Origin of the sequence: Paucilactobacillus nenjiangensis, from assembly GCF_008632615.1 — a bacterium.
GTDB classification, from domain to species: Bacteria; Bacillota; Bacilli; order Lactobacillales; family Lactobacillaceae; genus Paucilactobacillus; species Paucilactobacillus nenjiangensis.
The window spans coordinates 991,604-1,008,743 of the sequence record NZ_CP043939.1; the positions used below are offsets into that span (position 1 = coordinate 991,604).

The following is a 17,140-nucleotide window of genomic DNA, read 5'->3' on the forward strand; positions in this document are numbered from 1 at the left end:
AAAATAATGTCAAAAAAAGTATTACTAATTGATGGAAATAGCGTCGCCTTTCGTGCATTTTTTGCGCTGTTTCAACAGGTGGATAAATTTGTAAATCAAGATGGTCTCCATACCGGAGCGATTTTTGGGTTCAATAAAATGTTAGATATTGTGTTAGATGAGGTTAAACCTGACTATGCGCTGGTTGCTTTTGATGCTGGGAAAACTACCTTTAGAACTGAAATGTTTTCAGATTATAAGGGTGGCCGTTCAAAGACACCATCAGAACTGTCTGAACAAATGCCGTACATTAAGAAGTTAGTTCAAGCCCATGGGATTGCGACATATGAACTGCCTAACTACGAAGCCGACGACATTATTGGTACTTTAGCTAAAGAGGCTGGTACCACCGGCTTTTCAACTACGATTGTTACCGGTGATCGTGATTTAACGCAATTGTCGACTGACAATGTGACGGTCTCGGTCACTAAAAAGGGTGTGACTGAGGTTGAAAATTACGATCCAGCTCACGTGATGGAAAAATATGAACTTACACCTGGCCAAATTATCGACATGAAGGGCTTGATGGGCGATACTTCAGATAACTATCCTGGAGTAACTAAAGTCGGTGAAAAGACCGCTATCAAGCTCTTGAAACAATATGGTACTATTGAGGGTATCTATGACCATATTGATGAATTTAAAGCCAGCAAGATGAAAGAACATTTGATTGATGATAAGGATTTAGCTTATCAAGCAAAAAAATTGGCCACAATCAATCAAGATGCACCCTTGGAAATTAAGTTAGCCGATATTGAATTTAAGGGAATTCAAACAGAAGATTTAATCCAACTGTATCAGCAATTAAATTTTAAATCATACCTAGCCAAATTAGATGGCGAACAAACGACGCTCGATTTAGATCCTGAAATTAGTGCGATTGAGTTCACGGTCTTAACTCAGGACAATTTAAGTGAAGTGGCACAATTTGATGATGAAATCACGTTGTACGTAGAGATGCCAGACAGTAATTATCATACCTCTGACTTTGCTGGCTTTGTCATCGGCAATCAAGGCAAGTGGTATGTCAGTCGTGACATCGAGCTACTACAATCTACAGTATTAAAAGCTATTTTAGAAAGTACCACAATTAAAAAGAACGTCTTTAACGCCAAGGCGATGACCGTGGGGCTCAATCGCTTGAATATTCAGCTCAATAATCCAGATTTTGATTTATTGTTGGCCTCATATCTTTTAGATACGAATGATAACAGTGATGACCTTGGACAAGTTGCACATGAACATGGTTTCATGGATGTACAATCCGATGAAGAAGTGTATGGCAAAGGGGCGAAGTTTGCGATTCCTGGTGATACAGAATTGTTTGAACATTTAGCTCGCAAAGCTCATGCCATTGATTCGTTACATGAAAAACTGTTTGCTGAATTGGAAACGAATGAACAAACAGCCCTTTACCGGACAATTGAGTTACCACTTTCTGATGTCTTAGCGAAAATGGAAATTCGTGGTATTCATGTGAATGCCGATACGTTGCAATCGATGGGAAGTAAGTTAATCGAGCGACTCAGTGAAATGGAACAATTGATATATCAAGAAGCCGGTGAAGAATTCAATATTAATTCACCCAAGCAACTGGGTGAAATCCTATTTGAAAAAATGGGCTTACCAGTGGTCAAGAAAACTAAGACTGGTTATTCAACGGCCGTTGATGTCTTAGAAAAGCTCCGTCCAGATGCACCAATTGTGGACAATGTCCTGCAGTATCGTCAAATTTCGAAGTTACAATCGACCTATATTGAAGGCTTACTCAAGGTGATTCATTCAACAGATCAAAAAGTCCACACTCGTTATTTGCAAACCTTAACTCAAACCGGTCGGTTATCATCAGTTGATCCTAATTTGCAAAATATTCCAATTCGTTTGGAAGAAGGCCGCAAAATTCGGCAAGCATTTGAACCAAGTCATGAAGGTTGGGAGATTTTCTCATCCGATTATTCGCAAATTGAATTGCGTGTCTTGGCACATATTACTGGCGATAAGAATCTTCAAGAAGCGTTCATCCAGGATGAAGATATTCATGCCAGTACTGCCCGTCGAATTTTCAAATTAGGTCCTGATGTTGAAATTGATCGTAACTTACGTCGGCAAGCAAAAGCCGTCAATTTTGGTATTGTGTATGGTATCAGTGATTTCGGTCTGGCACAAAATATCGGAATTACTCGTAAGCAAGCTAAAGCGTTTATCGATACGTACTTTGAAGAATTCCCTGGGGTAAAGCAATACATTGACGATATCGTTGAACTGGCCCACAAGCAAGGCTATGTTGAAACATTGACCAACCGTCGTCGTTATCTACCAGACATCCATGCGAAAAACTTTAACTTACGTTCATTTGCTGAACGGACTGCCATGAATACACCAATTCAAGGGAGTGCTGCGGATATTATCAAAATCGCAATGATTAAGATGGAAGACGCATTAAAGGATACTGGCTTACAAGCTAAGATGCTGCTACAAATACATGATGAACTAGTATTTGAAGCTCCAGCAGAAGAAATTGCTACATTAGAAAAATTAGTACCAAGCGTCATGGACTCTGCAGTCTCATTGGATGTGCCTTTGAAAGTTGAAAGTGCCCATGGCAAAACTTGGTATGAAGCTAAATAAATTCATTCACTTTGGGAGAGAAGAATATGCCTGAATTACCAGAAGTTGAAACTGTTCGTCGTGGTTTAATCAAAATTGCCAAAGGTCGTAAGATTATTGGTATCGACGTACACTACCCACAAACAATCACTAATGATGTTGAAATGTTTAAAGAAGCTTTAATTGGCCAAACAATTGAAGATATTAACCGCCGTGGAAAATATTTACTGTTTCGTTTCAGTAATCAATTAACTATGATTTCGCATTTACGGATGGAAGGAAAGTATTTCGGGATTCCGGAAGGCGAAGTACCTCGCAAACATACACATGTTGTTTTCCATCTAGATGACAACACGCAGTTATGCTATAACGATACGCGTAAATTTGGTCGGATGACGTTAGTCGAAACAGGCGAAGAATTAAGCTATGCCGGGTTGAAAACGATTGGGCCTGAACCGACAGACAAAGATTTTACGCTTGAGTATTTTAAAGACATTGTCCACAAAGGACGTCGAGAGATTAAACCATTTTTGCTAGATCAAAAAGGCGTTGCTGGATTGGGTAACATTTACGTTGACGAAGTTTTATGGATGAGTCAAATTCATCCGGAAGAACATGCCAATAATTTAACTGACCAACAGATTACTCGCCTCCGCGAAAACATCATCGATGAAATTGCGATTGCCACTGAGCATCATGGTACTACGGTGCACTCGTATACCAATGCGTTTGGTCATGCGGGTGATTTTCAAAATGAGTTACATGCATACGGTCGCGTTGGCGAACCTTGCGAACGCTGTGGAACCAAGTTAGTGAAGATTAAAGTGGCGCAACGTGGGACGACTTTTTGTCCTCATTGCCAACAATTGAGTGAGGAATAAGCATGACGACTATGGTCCTGGGATTGACAGGTAGTATTGCCACCGGTAAATCGACTGTCAGTGCATTTTTTCGAGAATTAAATATTCCAGTGATAGATGCTGATTTGGTTGCCCGTGAGGTGACTGAACCGCATTCTTTAGGCTTACAGCGGATTGCAGCTTACTTTGGCGAGAAAGTTTTAAATCCTGATGGGACAATGAATCGCGGGTATCTTGGCCAACGTGTTTTTGGCAATCCAGCGGAGCTAAAGGTGCTAACCAACATCACAGCGCCATTAATTCGGGTCGCCATTATTGATGAATTAGCTGCCTATAAGGTCAAACAAATTCCCTTAGTGGTGTTAGACATGCCGCTATTATATGAACAACATTACGAGACAGTTGTCGATCAGGTGATGGTCGTTTGTACGACTGAAGAACAACAATTAAATCGCTTGATGCAACGCAACGGATTAACACAAGTTGCGGCTCAACAGCGTATTGATTCGCAAATATCAATTGCTGAAAAAATTAAGTTAGCTGATGTGGTGATTGATAATACTGGGGATGTTGCCGAAACAAAGCGTCAAGTGGTAAAATGGCTTGAAGAACAATCGTTTAGAAATGAGGAGTGACGCACATGCATTGTCCCAATTGCGGCAATAATAATTCGCGCGTGGTTGATAGTCGACCAACCGAAGATGGCAGCATCAGACGCCGTCGAGAATGCGAAAACTGTAATTACAGATTTACGACTTTTGAACGCATCGAAGAAACTCCGATATTAGTCGTCAAAAAAAATGGCGACCGAGAAGAATTTAACAGTAAAAAAGTTCTCGCCGGGGTAGTTCGGTCTGCAGAAAAACGGCCTGTGAACATGGAAAGTATGACCTCCTTAGTCAGTCGCGTAGAGACAAGTGTTCGCGGCTTAGGTGAAAATGAAGTGTCCAGTACTGCCATTGGTGAATTCGTGATGAATGAACTGAAAGACTTAGATGAAATTGCCTATATTCGCTTTGCCAGTGTTTATCGGCAGTTTAGAGATATGGATGATTTTATGTCCGAATTAAAGAAAGTTATGAAAGACTAAAATTAGATTGGAGGAGCCGTCGTGGTCAATCAAATTCAAAGAATTAAGCCACATACTGGTTTCGTCGTTTCGTTAGCAGCTGATTTTAGTGCTTTTTCTGAACAAAATTTTACCAATCTCTATCAACCAATTATTGGTGCAAATGCGTTTGCACTTTTTTTTGCGTTACAAACAAATGTTGAGGCGCACCCAATGCTTTCAAAGCGAGTGGGCCATACTAAATTATTAAATCGATTAAACTTTGATATTGATCAATTAACCGAAGCACGTGCCAGGTTGGAATCTGCTGGTATGTTAAAAACGTTCGAAACTAATGATTCTCTTGGTGAGGCAGTGGTGTATGAATTGCAGCCCACGTTGACGGTCCATCAATTTAATAATGATGATTTATTGAGTGTGTTACTGTTGGAAGCAATTGGGGATGCAGATTATACCGCTTTGATCAATCAAGCAACTCAATATCAATTGAATACGCGTGATTTAAAACAAACCACTCAAAGCTTTTTTGGCTCATATCATGTCGCGCAAAGTGAAGTTGAACAAGTACCGGATGTCATTCAAGAGAGTCGGCAAAAGTTTGTGATTTCTGATAATGCACAGCCTCAAATTGCCGATAGTAAATTTGATTTTCAATTATTACTTAATTTAGTTGATCAACAACCAATTCGAATTGATGGTGTTGAAAAGCATCAACAATTGATTATGACCGAACACGTAATGTATGGGATTGATGAAATGACGATGGCTAGAATGGTGGGCCAGTCGATTAACTTAAATACTAATGAGTTAGATGAAAACAAATTTAAACGTAATATTGTACAAGCTTTTACGATGGTGCAACCAGTTCAAACGATGGAACCTGAACAACAAGAAGTACCTGTGACTAAAGCGGATGCTAATCAGTTAACGCCGAAAGATCAACAGTTACTCAAGGTTGTTGAGGCCTATACGCCTAATGAGTTCTTAACAGACTTATTAAAAGAAAAAGGTGGTTACATTTCCAATAACCAGCGGGCTAATTTAACCGCGCTGATTAATCGAAACTTATTTCCATCGACCGTCGTTAACCTGTTAATCTATTATTTATTGGTCGAAATGGACCAAACAACGTTAACGCAGGCCTTGATGGATACGGTGGCGAATGGTTGGGCACAAGCTAAAGTGCGCACGCCAATCCAAGCCTTTGATCAAATTAAAACTTATCAAAAGAAACGGCAAACTCGCAAGCAACCAGCTCGCAAGGGTCAAGTTAAAGAAACTTTACCTGATTGGGCCAAGGAAGATTATCAACCCAAGAAAAAAGAAACTTCAGCGGAAGAATTGGCAGCCATCCAAGCGCAAATGGAGCGCCTAAATAAAAGTAAGAAGGGGTAGCGATGCAAAGTCTTAGTGATGCAATTAAAGAAATTATGAATGAGGACGATTTTGATCCAAAATATCGAGCATTGATGCAAGAAGTGTATCAAGATGAAGATGTTCGTAGTTTTATTAAAGCCAACGAGGATAAACTTTCGAAAGAAACGTTGGTCCATGGTGAGGCGAAACTATATGAATTTTATACGCAGAAAAAAAATCCAGAGTCATCGTTTGCCCCGGGCTACGAGCCAGCACTTGTGATGAGCGGTAAGTGGATTGATGTGACCTATCAACCGTCACAAAAGTTAACCGCCAAAAGAAACTCGCAATATCGTAGCAAGTTAGTGCATTCAATTAGCATGCCTAAGTTTGTCCAATCAGCAAGCTTTGAAAGCTTTGATATCAACGATGCACAACGCGCTGAATCCATTCGTGAAGCCTTGGATTTCATTGAAGGTTATACTTCTGATTCTGATCAATATCAACCTGGGTTGTACTTATACGGCAACTTTGGGGTCGGCAAAACCTACTTACTGGGAGCCATCGCCAATGAACTTGCAACACACGGGGTGGCCAGTACCATGGTTCATTTCCCAAGCTTAGCGGTTGAAATTAAAAATTCAATTAATGATAAAACCATTGATACCGGTAAAATGGTCGACACCATTAAAAAATCACCAATCTTAATGATTGATGATATTGGTGCTGACGCGATGTCGTCATGGATTCGCGATGATATTTTAGGGGTTATCTTGGAATATCGGATGCAGGCGGAATTGCCTACGTTCTTCAGTTCTAATTTTTCGATGAAGAAATTAGAAGACGAGCATCTCGCTGTGAATCAACGCGGGGACATCGAACAATTAAAAGCCAAACGGATTATGGAACGAATTAGATTCTTAGCTAAAGAAGTAACCTTGACCGGCGAAAATCGACGGACAAGAGCTTAAAAATGCATCAAATTGCCTGATTCCTGTCATACTTGATTCAAAGAATCTATATCTTGTTGGATTAATTCACTATTATGGTTTGAATAATCACAAAGCTAGCAGGGGATGATTGTTTGTGGTAAACTAATAACCTTGGTTTAATATCTATCGATTTAGCGAATTCATCGAATAATGTTGACATGACCTAGTTAGATTTGTTATGATATTAAAGTTGAAAGATAAAGCAGAAGCACCCGCTTCTCGCCTTGGTAATGTTAATTGCCGGGCTTACGAGTTTTAATAAGCAGTTAATGAGAGTTAACTGTGTCGCGGGGTGCATGTGCACGCCGCTTTTTTGTTTCATCTTTCGCTAAAAAAATTGGAGGTGTGTTGCCATAGCTCAAGATATGATGGTCAATGACGGAATTCGCGCTCGCGAAGTACGACTCGTTGATGACGAAGGTAATCAATTAGGTGTTAAGTCTAAGTCAGAAGCGTTAAAAATGGCTGAAGATGCTGATTTGGATCTTGTCTTAGTTTCACCTAAGGCAAAGCCACCCGTTGCTCGGATTATGGATTACGGTAAATACCGTTTTGAATTACAGAAGAAGCAACGTGAGGCTCGTAAGAAACAAAAAATTGTCTCAGTTAAAGAAGTCCGTTTAAGCCCAACAATCGATACGAATGACTTCAACACTAAACTCACCAATGCCCGTAAGTTCTTGGGTAAGGGTGATAAAGTGCGAGTATCAATTCGTTTTAAAGGTCGTGCCATTACTCATAAAGAGATTGGTCGTGACGTTTTAAATAAGATGGCTGAAGCAACTAAGGATATTGCGACTATTGAACAACATCCAAAGATGGAAGGTCGCAGCATGTTCTTAACATTAGCTCCGGCTACCGATAAAAAATAGAAAGTAGGAATTTTGTAATGCCAAAAATGAAGACTAATCGCGCTGCTGCAAAGCGATTCAAGAAAACTGCAAATGGTGGACTAAAGAGTGCCAATGCTTATACAAGTCACCGTTTCCATGGTAAGACAAAGAAACAACGTCGCCAATTACGTGGACTTAGCATGATGGATAGCACAAACGTAAAACGTTACAAGAAAATGCTTAATCTATAAAATAAATAAGATAGTAGGAGGACACCACAATGCGAGTTAAAGGTGGAACAGTTACACGCGCACGTCGCAAACGTATTATTAAATTAGCCAAGGGATATCGTGGTTCAAAACACCGTCTCTTTAAGACTGCTAAAGATCAAGTGATGAAGTCATATCTTTATTCATTCCGTGATCGTAAGCAAAACAAACGCAATTATCGTCAACTTTGGATTGCACGTATTAATGCTGGTGCACGTATCAATGGTATTAGCTACAGCAAATTAATGCACGGTTTGAAGTTAGCAGATATTAACATCAACCGTAAGATGTTAGCTGAATTGGCTGTTAACGATGCTGCTGGATTTACAGCAATTGTTGATGCTGCTAAAGCTGCAAGCAAATAATTATTTCAAAAGACTGACGCAAAACTAGATTTTGTTCAGTCTTTTATTTTGTTTAAAATATTGACTAAGCAATATTTCGACAAAACGTTGTAATTGCATGTATTGACGGATAATCGTATAATAAATTGAACTATATAAGTGGAGCTTACAAATTATGATGAAAGCATTTAAACCAACTTGGATGGTTAATACAATCTATTCAATTTCTCCATCACAATTGAAGAGTCATGGTATTCGAGCAGTGTTTACTGATCTCGACAATACTTTGATTGCTTGGAATAATCCTGATGGGACGCCGGAATTAAAGGCGTGGATGCAAAGTTTAAAAGATGCAAACATTCCATTGCTAGTGGTTTCAAATAACAGCCATAATCGCATTGAACGGGCCGTGGCAAAGTTAGAATTACCATTTATTTCACGTGCACTAAAACCCTTAGCTACGGGTATTAATCGTGCAATGAAAAAGCTTGAATTAAAACCGCATGAGGTTGTGATGGTTGGCGATCAACTTTTAACAGATATTGCGGCTTCTAACCAAGCCGGTGTATATAGTATTTTGGTTAAACCACTCATTGATTCTGATCAATGGAACACCCAAATTAATCGTTTCTTTGAAAAATACGTAATGAAACAGATGCTAAAAGAAAATCCAACATTAAGTTGGCAGGAGAGTTTGAATGACTGAAGCTTTAACAGAAATAGAAGATGAAGAGTTAAGATGTATTGGATGTGGTGCCTTAATCCAATCTGATGACCCAGCTGGAATTGGTTATACCCCAGAATCAGCAATCAAAAAAGGACTCGAAACTGACGAATTATATTGTCAGCGTTGTTTCCGCTTGCGCCACTATAATGAAATTGCACCAGTTTCTTTAACTGATGATGATTTCTTGCGCTTATTGAACCAAATTCGTGATGCGGATGCGTTAATCGTTTACGTGATTGATATTTTTGATTTCAATGGTAGCTTGATTCCAGGATTACACCGGTTTGTTGGTGACAATCCAATTTTGCTCGTTGGAAATAAAGAAGATATTTTACCTCGTTCATTGAAACGTACGAAGTTAATGGATTGGATGCGTCAGCAAGCCAACCTCAGTGGTCTACGCCCAATCGATGTGGCCATGGTATCTGCTAAAAGGAACAATCAAGTGAGTGACTTACTCGAAAAAATCAATAAGTATCGTGAAAACCGCGATGTATATGTTGTTGGAGTAACTAACGTTGGCAAGTCAACTTTGATTAACCAAATTATCAAAAGCACGACCGGCGTGAAAGAATTAATCACGACTTCACGTTTCCCAGGCACAACGTTAGATAAAATTCAAATCCCATTAGATGATGGGCATGAGTTAGTCGATACTCCCGGTATTATTCATGCAGAACAAATGGCTCACGTGCTGTCTGCTCAGGCATTAAAGTTGGTGGCTCCTCAAAAGGAAATTAAACCACGGACCTTCCAGCTAAATGATCAACAGACTATTTTCTTGGGTGGGGTTGCCCGGTTTGATTACGTCAAGGGACCACGGTCTGGCGTGGTAGCTTATTTTGATAATAATCTTAATTTACATCGTACCAAGTTAGAAAATGCAGATGCCTTTTATGAAAAGCATATGGGTGGATTGTTAACTCCACCAACTGCTGATGATAAAGACGATTTCCCAGAATTAGAACGACATGAATTCCATATTGACCAAAAGAGTGATTTAGTAATTGAAGGACTTGGATGGGTAACTGTTCCAGCTGGCACAACTGTGGCCGGCTGGGCACCAGTTGGTGTTTCAGTACTCGTTCGTAAAGCAATGATTTAAGGATGAAGGTATATAAATGCAATTAAGAGGTAAACAAAAGCGTTTCTTACGCGCAACGGCGCATGATTTAAGACCAATGTTTAGTGTTGGTAAAAATGGTCTGACCGAAACTTGGTTGGATCAATTGAGCGGAGCGCTTGATAAACGAGAATTAATTAAGGTTAGTATCTTACAAAATTCTGATGCAACCGTCGACGAAACCAAAGAATTTATTGAAAGTAATACCGATATTCAAGTGGTTCAAACAATTGGTCGCGTGATGGTATTATTCAAAGTATCTGCAGATAAGGATCTTCGTAAAATTTCTGAAGAGGTTGCTGCAATTTAAGAGGAGTGTTAAGTTTGCAGAGTAATTTAGCTTATCAAACCACCACTGAGGTCGAATTAGACCAACAAATCAATCCAGAACGGAAACGCATTGGGTTATATGGTGGAACGTTTAATCCAATTCATACCAGCCATTTAATTGTGGCTGATCAAGTATACACGGCGTTAGGTTTGGACGAAGTCTGGTTTATTCCAGATGAAGTGCCACCTCATGTTGATAGTAAGACAGCAATTAACGCCGATTTACGCGTGGAAATGGTTGAAGCTGCCATTGCGGATAATCCCCATTTTCGCGTTGAATTAGCGGAGGTTGAACGTGGTGGCGTGAGTTATACGTATGACACAATTACCTTTTTAAAAGAAAAGTACCCGATTTATGACTTTTACTTTATTGTTGGAGCGGACATGGTGGCAGATTTGCCAACTTGGCATCGGATTGATGAACTTGCCAAGTTAGTCATGTTTGTTGGTGTGCAACGCCCTGGATTTATTGTAGATAGTAAATACTCGGTCTTGTGGGTGGATTCACCTTTATTAGATATTAGTTCAACGGATATTCGCAACCGAGTGAAAAGTGGGTTATCGATTAGATACTTGGTACCTGCGGCAGTTGAAACCATAATAAAGGAGCACCATTTATATGAGTAGTTCATTGTCATATGAACATAAGATTATTAATTATAGTCGTGAAGAGTTAATTGAACTCGTCAAAGCAGCGGTGTCAGAGTCTCGCTTTGAACATATTTTACGGGTTGAAAAAATGGCCTTAAAGTTAGCCGAAATAAATCATTTTGACTTAGAAAAAACGAGTATTGCGGCATTAACCCATGATTACGCCAAGCAACGACCTGATCAAGATTTTATTGAGGAGATTCACGCCAAGCAATTGGATCCAGAACTATTGTCGGCTAACAATGCCATTTGGCATGGGGTAGTTGGCGCTGAATTAATTAAAGATGAATTAGGTATTTGGGATGAAGATATCTTAAATGCAGTTCGGCACCATACAACTGGTAATCCAGAAATGTCGACGCTGGAACAAATCATCTTTATGGCTGATTATATTGAAGAAGGTCGCACGTTTGATGGGGTTGATAAAGCCCGCGCGTTAACTTTTAATAATTTACGCGATGGTGTGCAATATCAAATTAAACGCACAATCCAATATTTAATTGAACGAAATAAGAATGTTTATCCCAGTGCGATTGATACATACAATGCCTGGGTCGCAAAGTGAAAGGAATTTAAATGAATACAAAAGATATTTTAGAAATTGCTGTGAAAGCAGCTGATAGCAAACGTGCTGAAGATATCGTTGCCTTGGATGTCCAGGGTGTCAGCTTTATGGCCGACTACTTCTTGATCACCAATGCTAACTCAAAGCGTCAAGTGCAAGCCATTGCGGATGCGATTGTTGAAGATGCTCGTAAAGCGGGTATTGAAGTCAAACGGGTTGAAGGTAAGCAAACTGGTAACTGGGTCCTTGTTGACTTAGGTGATGTTGTGGCTCACGTCTTCCAAAAGGATCAACGTGAGTACTACAACCTAGAAAAATTATGGTCAGATGCACCAATCGTCAACGTGAATGACTGGGTTGAGGCTTAGTCATGATTTACTCGACGTTTGCTCAATTTTATGATGAATTATTTGATGAACAAATGTATCTTGATTGGGCAAAGTTCGTGCAAAAGAACGTCGCTCAAGATGATAAAATTTTGGATTTAGCTGGTGGCGCTGGCCGATTGGCGGTCTTGTTAGCGAAGAAAAATTATGACGTAACCGTCACGGATTTATCTGAAGAAATGTTGAGTCTGGCAGACCAACATATCGAAGATGCTAAAGTGCAGGTACCCTTGATTCAAGCTAATATGCTCGATTTAGATGGTTTTGATCAATTTGATGTAATTACTTGTTTTGCCGATTCACTGTGTTATTTAAAAGACATTACTGAGTTGGAGCAAGTATTCCACCAAGCGATTAGCCATTTAAATGAAGGTGGTAAGTTCATTTTTGATGTGATTTCACCGTATCAAACGGATGAAGTGTATCCTGGCTACATGTATAACTTTGAAAATGAAGACTCCTCACGTTTTTTCATGTGGGCGAGTTTTGAAAATGAGGACCAGCCACACTCAGTCATTCATGATTTATCATTCTTTAATGAGAATGAGGATGGTAGTTATCAACGCGTAAGTGAAATGCATCATGAGCGGACTTATGAAATGGATGAGTACTTAGATGCCCTTGACCGCGCAGGGTTCAAACAGATTACGGTGAGTGCTGACTTTGGTCAACATGAAGTAGATGATCAGACGACGAGATGGTTCTTTATTTGCGAAAAGTAGGAGAATCTCATGAAAGCAGTGGGCTTAGTAACTGAATATAATCCGTTTCATAACGGCCACTTACATCATTTAAACATGGCGAAACAAGTCAGTGGTGCTGATGTAGTGGTTGCGGTGATGAGTGGTAACTTCACGCAACGTGGTGAAGCTGCGATTCTGGATAAATGGACCCGGGCAAACGAGGCCTTGGTTAGTGGTGTAGATTTGGTGATTGAATTGCCGATTTTTTATGCAGTGCAGCCGGCCCATTTATTTGCCCAAGGGGCGTTAACTTTGTTAAATCAGTTGCAGATTTCGGAGCTAGTTTTTGGTTCTGAACACCCAGAAATTGATTTTAACCAATTAGTGCAGGCAGAAGAACAATTCGATAGTGAAGAGTTTAGCCAGTATAACGGCACCTATGCGACCCGCTTTAACCAACAGTTAAAGCAACAAACGGGGATTGAGTTGACGGAACCGAATGACATTTTGGCGTATTGCTATCATAAAGCAGTGCAGCAAATGAATTCGTCCATCAAACTGACGGCCATTGAACGGGTTTCAAATTCATACCATGATCAACGAATTAGTTCGCAGATTGCTAGCGCCAGTGCGATTCGGCATGCCGTGTTTAATCAGTTAGATTATCGGGAAAGCGTGCCGGAGCAAACGGCGATTGATTTGTTTCAAAGTAAAGCAGTCGTCGATTGGAATATGTGTTATCCATACTTGAGATACTTGATTAATCAAGCATCGATTGACTTTCTCCAGGGTATTTACCAAATGTCTGAAGGCCTGGAGCACAAATTTAAAGAAATCGCTGAAAATGCTGCTACTTTTGATGAGTTTATGAGTCAGATTAAATCTAAGCGTTACACTTATTCTCGTCTATCTCGCTTATGTTTATACACTTTGCTGCAAATCACCGATACTGAGATGAAACAGGCCGCTCAGCTGCCATATTTGCGGGTGTTAGGCTTCAACGAGCGTGGGCAGGAATATCTTCACTCTGTGAAAAAGGATTTAACTATCCCGTTAGTTACTAAAGTGGATCGAGATTTGAAACAAGGGGCGTTGAATTTAGATTATCGTGCTGGTAAATTCATTGAACAAATGACTGGAGCAGCACAAGATCTAAAGAAAAGCCCGATAATTATGAAATAGTTGTGCTGTCAAGCAAATTACATTGACATTCAATTTTGTCGCTAGTATAATGTAATTTGTTGCGTTAGGAGGGTCTACTGATGAAATGGTCATTAAACGAACTACAACGATACAAAAATGAACCACTCCATGTGAAAGAACAGTTAGACCTGAATGAGATGCTAACTGAACGATTCCCAGATCAAGTTCTGGCCGTTGCACCAGTCATGGTCGATGGTTATGTTTCGTTTAAAGATGGAGATGTGATGTTAACGTTGAAGGTTAAAACAACCTTGACGGTCCCATCTAGTCGTTCATTAAAGCCGGTTCAGCTACCAACTGAAGTAGAAATCACTGAATTTTATTTGAGTGATGCTGCACATTTGGAGAATTATGAAGCTGATGAAGCGGCACTCGTGTTGGATGAAGATCAAAAAATTGATCTTGACGAGGCAGTAGGAGAAAATCTGTTACTAGCAATTCCATTACGTGTTTTGGCCGAAGATGAATCTGAAGACGGGGATGATATGCCAACCGGTACTGGTTGGGAAGTTGTTTCTGAAGAAGAATACATCGATAAAGGGTCGAAATCTAACACTGTTGATCCACGTCTCGCTAAATTAAAAGAATTACTTCCTGATCAGGATAACGAAAATGATTAGCAGACAAACACATTAATGTGGATAAATTTTATTAAGGAGGTGGCAAGAAATGGCAGTTCCAGCAAGAAAGACATCAAAGACTAAGAAGGCAATGCGTCGCGGACACATTAAACTTTCAGTTCCTGGTTTGGCACCATGTCCAAACTGTGGAGAATTACGTAAGTCACACGTTGTTTGCCCAAGTTGTGGTTTTTACGACGGTAAGCAAGTTATCAACGTTAAGTAATTCAAATTTTTAAATCGCATTATCAAAAGAAACATTCAAGGTGCCGGACCTGAATGTTTCTTTTTTTGGGTCTTCGTCAACTGGTATTGGTGACCCAGATATTGGAACATCCTTCGGGATGTTCTTTTATTTTACAATCAAAAGGATACGAGTCCTAAAATGACTCTTGTTAGTAAATCCATAGCAAGCTCTTTTCAACGTTTTTATTTTTCTGTTAATTCCTTCTATGGCTCCGTTTGAGAAAGCTGAAGAACAGCTAGCAACAACACTTGAACGATTCTTTTTTAATGTTGATATAGCTGTATCCATAGCATTCCCCACGGGGATGTAATTTTTTAATATACTTGTTAATGACTCTCCATCACGATTATGGATTGCCTGTTGAATAGCATGAGCAGTTTCATATACTTTTTTTTAAGTTGAACTTTCATTCAGGCCCAAATCAATTAAATTTTGTTGAGTCATGTATTCATTGATTCCACAAATATATTTTGGAGAGCGTAAAATATCTTGTGTAAATGCATAAAAGATTTCTGAATTGTATAGAAATAGGGAATGCCTTCCCTTATGATATTTAGTAATCACAGAAAACATCACAGGAGGCATTCCCCATGAATGAACTTACCACAGAAATTATCGCTGCACTATCCCAAAAGCAAGATTTGGACGAAGTTTTTCGTCACCACCTCGAAATTGCGATTAACCAGCTGATTCAAACCGAATTGGCAGAGTTTTTGGGTTACGAACGCTACTCATACGCTGGGATTAACACTGGTAATAACCGCAACGGCAGTTATGAGCGCTCGTTTGATACGAAGTACGGCCAACTTAACTTAACCATTCCTCGAGATCGCAATGGCCGGTTTGAAAATCATACCTTGCCAGCCTACGGTCGGCACAGTGATAATTTAGAAACAACGGTCATTCAGTTGTATACCAAGGGAATTACCACTGCTGAAATTGCCGAACTTATTGAGAAAATGTACGGTGCTCACTACTCCAAAGCCACGGTTTCCAACATGACTAAAGCCGTCAATGAACAGGTTCAAGCTTTCTAGCAACGTCGACTGGCTTCACAATATGTGGCCATCTTCTTAGATGCCACTTACTTGCCGTTAAAGCGGGATACCGTTCAAAAAGAAGCCGTTCATATTGCGATTGGCATTCGTCCAGATGGTACGAAAGAAGTGCTGAACTACCAAGTGGCGCCAACGGAATCGACTGGAATATGGACTGAACTGCTGGGAACTTTGATCAAGCAGGGCGTTAAAGATGTGCTGTTGTTTGTGGCCGATGGGTTAGTTGGTTTGGATGAAGGCTTGAATCGGCATTTCCCTAAAGCCAAACGACAACGTTGCCTGGTTCATGTTGGGCGGAATCTGATGAACAAAGTTCGCGTAAAAGACCGCAAGGCCGTGATCAGTGACTTTAAACAAGTTCATCGGGCCGCCAACCGTGAAGCAGCCGAACTGAAACTGAATGAGTTCGCCAACAACTGGCATCAGACCTATCCCAAATTAATCAAAGATCTGCTTAAAATGCCGAATTTACTCACTTTCATGGACTTTCCACCAGCTATCCGGCAATCACTATACTCCACTAACCTGATTGAGAACTTTAATAAGCATCTCAAGCGCACCACCCACCACAAAGAACAATTTCCAACGGAAGATTCACTGGATCGCTTCCTGGTTTCTCAGTTTAATGTTTATAACGAGAAGTCTCTGAAGCGGATCCACCGAGGGTTCAAAGGACTCCAGGACACCTTGGAAGCATCATTTATTTAAGTTAGATACATATTATATGTACGAAGGCATTTCATTTACACAAGATTCTTGACGCTACCATTTAGTCTTAAAGACCCTTGAAAGCGCGGTTAAAAATCGAACCATTACTGGGGACCTGATTATCCATACGGATTTAGGATCACAGTATACCAGCGATGATTACAATCAACGTTTAACTGAGCTACATATCCGCCACTTATACAGCCGTAAGGGTTGTCCGTATGATAATGCGCCAATGGAATCCTTTCACGCTTCCCTCAAAAAGGAATGTGTTTATCCAGTGCCGGTCTTTGAAGATTATGAAACTGCTGCTGCCGTCCTTTTTGAATATGTGCATGCTTTCTACAATAGGAAGAGAATTCATAGTTCACTGGGCTACCAGACCCCCTTACAAGTTGAAATTGCAACACTTACAAGCCAAATGGCCGCCTGATTTAATGCTTTCCAGGGTTCAAATAAGTTATTAATCG

General features: G+C 40.1%; 19 protein-coding genes, 3 pseudogenes and 1 other annotated feature. Of the genes and pseudogenes, 21 read left to right on the forward strand and 1 reads right to left on the reverse strand.

All coding sequences use genetic code 11. The features are described from left to right. The first annotated feature begins 6 nt into the window (after window positions 1-6). The 19 genes from polA to rpmF all read left to right on the forward strand — a co-directional run bounded on the left by polA (window position 7) and on the right by rpmF (window position 14,883). Window positions 7-2,667 carry a DNA polymerase I gene (gene polA / locus F0161_RS05045; protein WP_150203912.1) on the forward strand — a complete coding sequence of 887 codons (2,661 nt, stop codon included), beginning with the start codon at window positions 7-9 and terminating at the stop codon, window positions 2,665-2,667. Between the two features lie 26 nt (window positions 2,668-2,693). After that, window positions 2,694-3,527, forward strand: coding sequence for a DNA-formamidopyrimidine glycosylase (mutM, locus tag F0161_RS05050; protein ID WP_137602018.1), 834 nt, complete (start codon window positions 2,694-2,696; stop codon window positions 3,525-3,527). A gap of 2 nt (window positions 3,528-3,529) precedes the next feature. Continuing rightward, entirely contained in the window at window positions 3,530-4,141 is a 612-nt protein-coding gene (gene coaE / locus F0161_RS05055) for a dephospho-CoA kinase (protein WP_150203913.1), read from the forward strand. Between the two features lie 5 nt (window positions 4,142-4,146). Further along, entirely contained in the window at window positions 4,147-4,596 is a 450-nt protein-coding gene (nrdR, locus tag F0161_RS05060; RefSeq protein WP_150203914.1) for a transcriptional regulator NrdR, read from the forward strand. Between the two features lie 21 nt (window positions 4,597-4,617). After that, window positions 4,618-5,970, forward strand: coding sequence for a DnaD domain protein (locus F0161_RS05065; RefSeq protein ID WP_150203915.1), 1,353 nt, complete (start codon window positions 4,618-4,620; stop codon window positions 5,968-5,970). Between the two features lie 2 nt (window positions 5,971-5,972). Continuing rightward, the gene (gene dnaI / locus F0161_RS05070; RefSeq protein ID WP_150203916.1) at window positions 5,973-6,902 is read left to right on the forward strand and encodes a primosomal protein DnaI; all 930 of its coding nucleotides are present in this window, start codon (window positions 5,973-5,975) and stop codon (window positions 6,900-6,902) included. A 215-nt stretch (window positions 6,903-7,117) separates the two neighbouring features. Next, window positions 7,118-7,244 (forward strand) — a sequence feature (ribosomal protein L20 leader region). A gap of 47 nt (window positions 7,245-7,291) precedes the next feature. Next, complete coding sequence (gene infC, locus F0161_RS05075) at window positions 7,292-7,795, forward strand: translation initiation factor IF-3 (protein WP_137602034.1); 504 nt, start codon at window positions 7,292-7,294, stop codon at window positions 7,793-7,795. 17 nt (window positions 7,796-7,812) lie between these two features. Beyond that, complete coding sequence (rpmI, locus tag F0161_RS05080; protein WP_137602013.1) at window positions 7,813-8,007, forward strand: 50S ribosomal protein L35; 195 nt, start codon at window positions 7,813-7,815, stop codon at window positions 8,005-8,007. Between the two features lie 29 nt (window positions 8,008-8,036). After that, window positions 8,037-8,390 (forward strand): 50S ribosomal protein L20, encoded by a 354-nt coding sequence (gene rplT / locus F0161_RS05085; protein ID WP_137602012.1) that lies wholly within the window; start codon window positions 8,037-8,039, stop codon window positions 8,388-8,390. Window positions 8,391-8,544: 154 nt separating this feature from the next. Then, entirely contained in the window at window positions 8,545-9,075 is a 531-nt protein-coding gene (locus F0161_RS05090; RefSeq protein WP_137602011.1) for a YqeG family HAD IIIA-type phosphatase, read from the forward strand. Beyond that, complete coding sequence (gene yqeH, locus F0161_RS05095; protein WP_150203917.1) at window positions 9,068-10,201, forward strand: ribosome biogenesis GTPase YqeH; 1,134 nt, start codon at window positions 9,068-9,070, stop codon at window positions 10,199-10,201. Before F0161_RS05090 ends, yqeH begins: the two co-directional genes overlap by 8 nt. Before the next feature lie 16 nt (window positions 10,202-10,217). Continuing rightward, complete coding sequence (gene yhbY, locus F0161_RS05100) at window positions 10,218-10,529, forward strand: ribosome assembly RNA-binding protein YhbY (RefSeq protein ID WP_137602009.1); 312 nt, start codon at window positions 10,218-10,220, stop codon at window positions 10,527-10,529. Between the two features lie 5 nt (window positions 10,530-10,534). Then, window positions 10,535-11,176, forward strand: coding sequence for a nicotinate-nucleotide adenylyltransferase (locus tag F0161_RS05105; protein WP_404825411.1), 642 nt, complete (start codon window positions 10,535-10,537; stop codon window positions 11,174-11,176). Next, window positions 11,169-11,765, forward strand: a complete 597-nt coding sequence (gene yqeK / locus F0161_RS05110) for a bis(5'-nucleosyl)-tetraphosphatase (symmetrical) YqeK (RefSeq protein ID WP_137602007.1) — start codon at window positions 11,169-11,171, stop codon at window positions 11,763-11,765. Before F0161_RS05105 ends, yqeK begins: the two co-directional genes overlap by 8 nt. An 11-nt stretch (window positions 11,766-11,776) precedes the next feature. Then, entirely contained in the window at window positions 11,777-12,133 is a 357-nt protein-coding gene (gene rsfS, locus F0161_RS05115; RefSeq protein ID WP_137602006.1) for a ribosome silencing factor, read from the forward strand. A 2-nt stretch (window positions 12,134-12,135) separates the two neighbouring features. Beyond that, the gene (locus F0161_RS05120; protein ID WP_137602005.1) at window positions 12,136-12,873 is read left to right on the forward strand and encodes a class I SAM-dependent DNA methyltransferase; all 738 of its coding nucleotides are present in this window, start codon (window positions 12,136-12,138) and stop codon (window positions 12,871-12,873) included. A 9-nt stretch (window positions 12,874-12,882) separates the two neighbouring features. Continuing rightward, window positions 12,883-14,016: a nucleotidyltransferase gene (locus tag F0161_RS05125; RefSeq protein WP_137602004.1), complete on the forward strand. Its 1,134-nt coding sequence runs from the start codon at window positions 12,883-12,885 to the stop codon at window positions 14,014-14,016. An 80-nt stretch (window positions 14,017-14,096) separates the two neighbouring features. Next, window positions 14,097-14,657 carry a YceD family protein gene (locus F0161_RS05130; protein WP_137602003.1) on the forward strand — a complete coding sequence of 187 codons (561 nt, stop codon included), beginning with the start codon at window positions 14,097-14,099 and terminating at the stop codon, window positions 14,655-14,657. 49 nt (window positions 14,658-14,706) lie between these two features. Then, window positions 14,707-14,883: a 50S ribosomal protein L32 gene (gene rpmF, locus F0161_RS05135; protein ID WP_137602002.1), complete on the forward strand. Its 177-nt coding sequence runs from the start codon at window positions 14,707-14,709 to the stop codon at window positions 14,881-14,883. 126 nt (window positions 14,884-15,009) lie between these two features. Here rpmF and F0161_RS11845 read toward each other — a convergent pair. Further along, window positions 15,010-15,285: pseudogene (locus tag F0161_RS11845) on the reverse strand (transposase); the annotation flags it as partial. Window positions 15,286-15,494: 209 nt separating this feature from the next. Here F0161_RS11845 and F0161_RS05150 point away from each other — a divergent pair. Together F0161_RS05150 and F0161_RS05155 are read left to right on the forward strand one after the other, a co-directional pair. Beyond that, window positions 15,495-16,670 (forward strand): annotated as a pseudogene (locus tag F0161_RS05150) (IS256 family transposase). Between the two features lie 67 nt (window positions 16,671-16,737). After that, window positions 16,738-17,103: pseudogene (locus F0161_RS05155) on the forward strand (integrase core domain-containing protein); the annotation flags it as partial. Between the last annotated feature and the right edge of the window lie 37 nt (window positions 17,104-17,140).

Bases quoted from the DNA above. Each gene is read 5' to 3' on its own strand.
- polA (WP_150203912.1), top strand. From the start codon at position 7: ATGTCAAAAAAAGTATTACTAATTGATGGAAATAGCGTCGCCTTTCGT.
- mutM (WP_137602018.1), top strand. From the start codon at position 2,694: ATGCCTGAATTACCAGAAGTTGAAACTGTTCGTCGTGGTTTAATCAAA.
- coaE (WP_150203913.1), top strand. From the start codon at position 3,530: ATGACGACTATGGTCCTGGGATTGACAGGTAGTATTGCCACCGGTAAA.
- nrdR (WP_150203914.1), top strand. From the start codon at position 4,147: ATGCATTGTCCCAATTGCGGCAATAATAATTCGCGCGTGGTTGATAGT.
- dnaI (WP_150203916.1), top strand. From the start codon at position 5,973: ATGCAAAGTCTTAGTGATGCAATTAAAGAAATTATGAATGAGGACGAT.
- infC (WP_137602034.1), top strand. From the start codon at position 7,292: ATGGTCAATGACGGAATTCGCGCTCGCGAAGTACGACTCGTTGATGAC.
- rpmI (WP_137602013.1), top strand. From the start codon at position 7,813: ATGCCAAAAATGAAGACTAATCGCGCTGCTGCAAAGCGATTCAAGAAA.
- rplT (WP_137602012.1), top strand. From the start codon at position 8,037: ATGCGAGTTAAAGGTGGAACAGTTACACGCGCACGTCGCAAACGTATT.
- F0161_RS05090 (WP_137602011.1), top strand. From the start codon at position 8,545: ATGATGAAAGCATTTAAACCAACTTGGATGGTTAATACAATCTATTCA.
- yqeH (WP_150203917.1), top strand. From the start codon at position 9,068: ATGACTGAAGCTTTAACAGAAATAGAAGATGAAGAGTTAAGATGTATT.
- yhbY (WP_137602009.1), top strand. From the start codon at position 10,218: ATGCAATTAAGAGGTAAACAAAAGCGTTTCTTACGCGCAACGGCGCAT.
- yqeK (WP_137602007.1), top strand. From the start codon at position 11,169: ATGAGTAGTTCATTGTCATATGAACATAAGATTATTAATTATAGTCGT.
- rsfS (WP_137602006.1), top strand. From the start codon at position 11,777: ATGAATACAAAAGATATTTTAGAAATTGCTGTGAAAGCAGCTGATAGC.
- F0161_RS05120 (WP_137602005.1), top strand. From the start codon at position 12,136: ATGATTTACTCGACGTTTGCTCAATTTTATGATGAATTATTTGATGAA.
- F0161_RS05125 (WP_137602004.1), top strand. From the start codon at position 12,883: ATGAAAGCAGTGGGCTTAGTAACTGAATATAATCCGTTTCATAACGGC.
- F0161_RS05130 (WP_137602003.1), top strand. From the start codon at position 14,097: ATGAAATGGTCATTAAACGAACTACAACGATACAAAAATGAACCACTC.
- rpmF (WP_137602002.1), top strand. From the start codon at position 14,707: ATGGCAGTTCCAGCAAGAAAGACATCAAAGACTAAGAAGGCAATGCGT.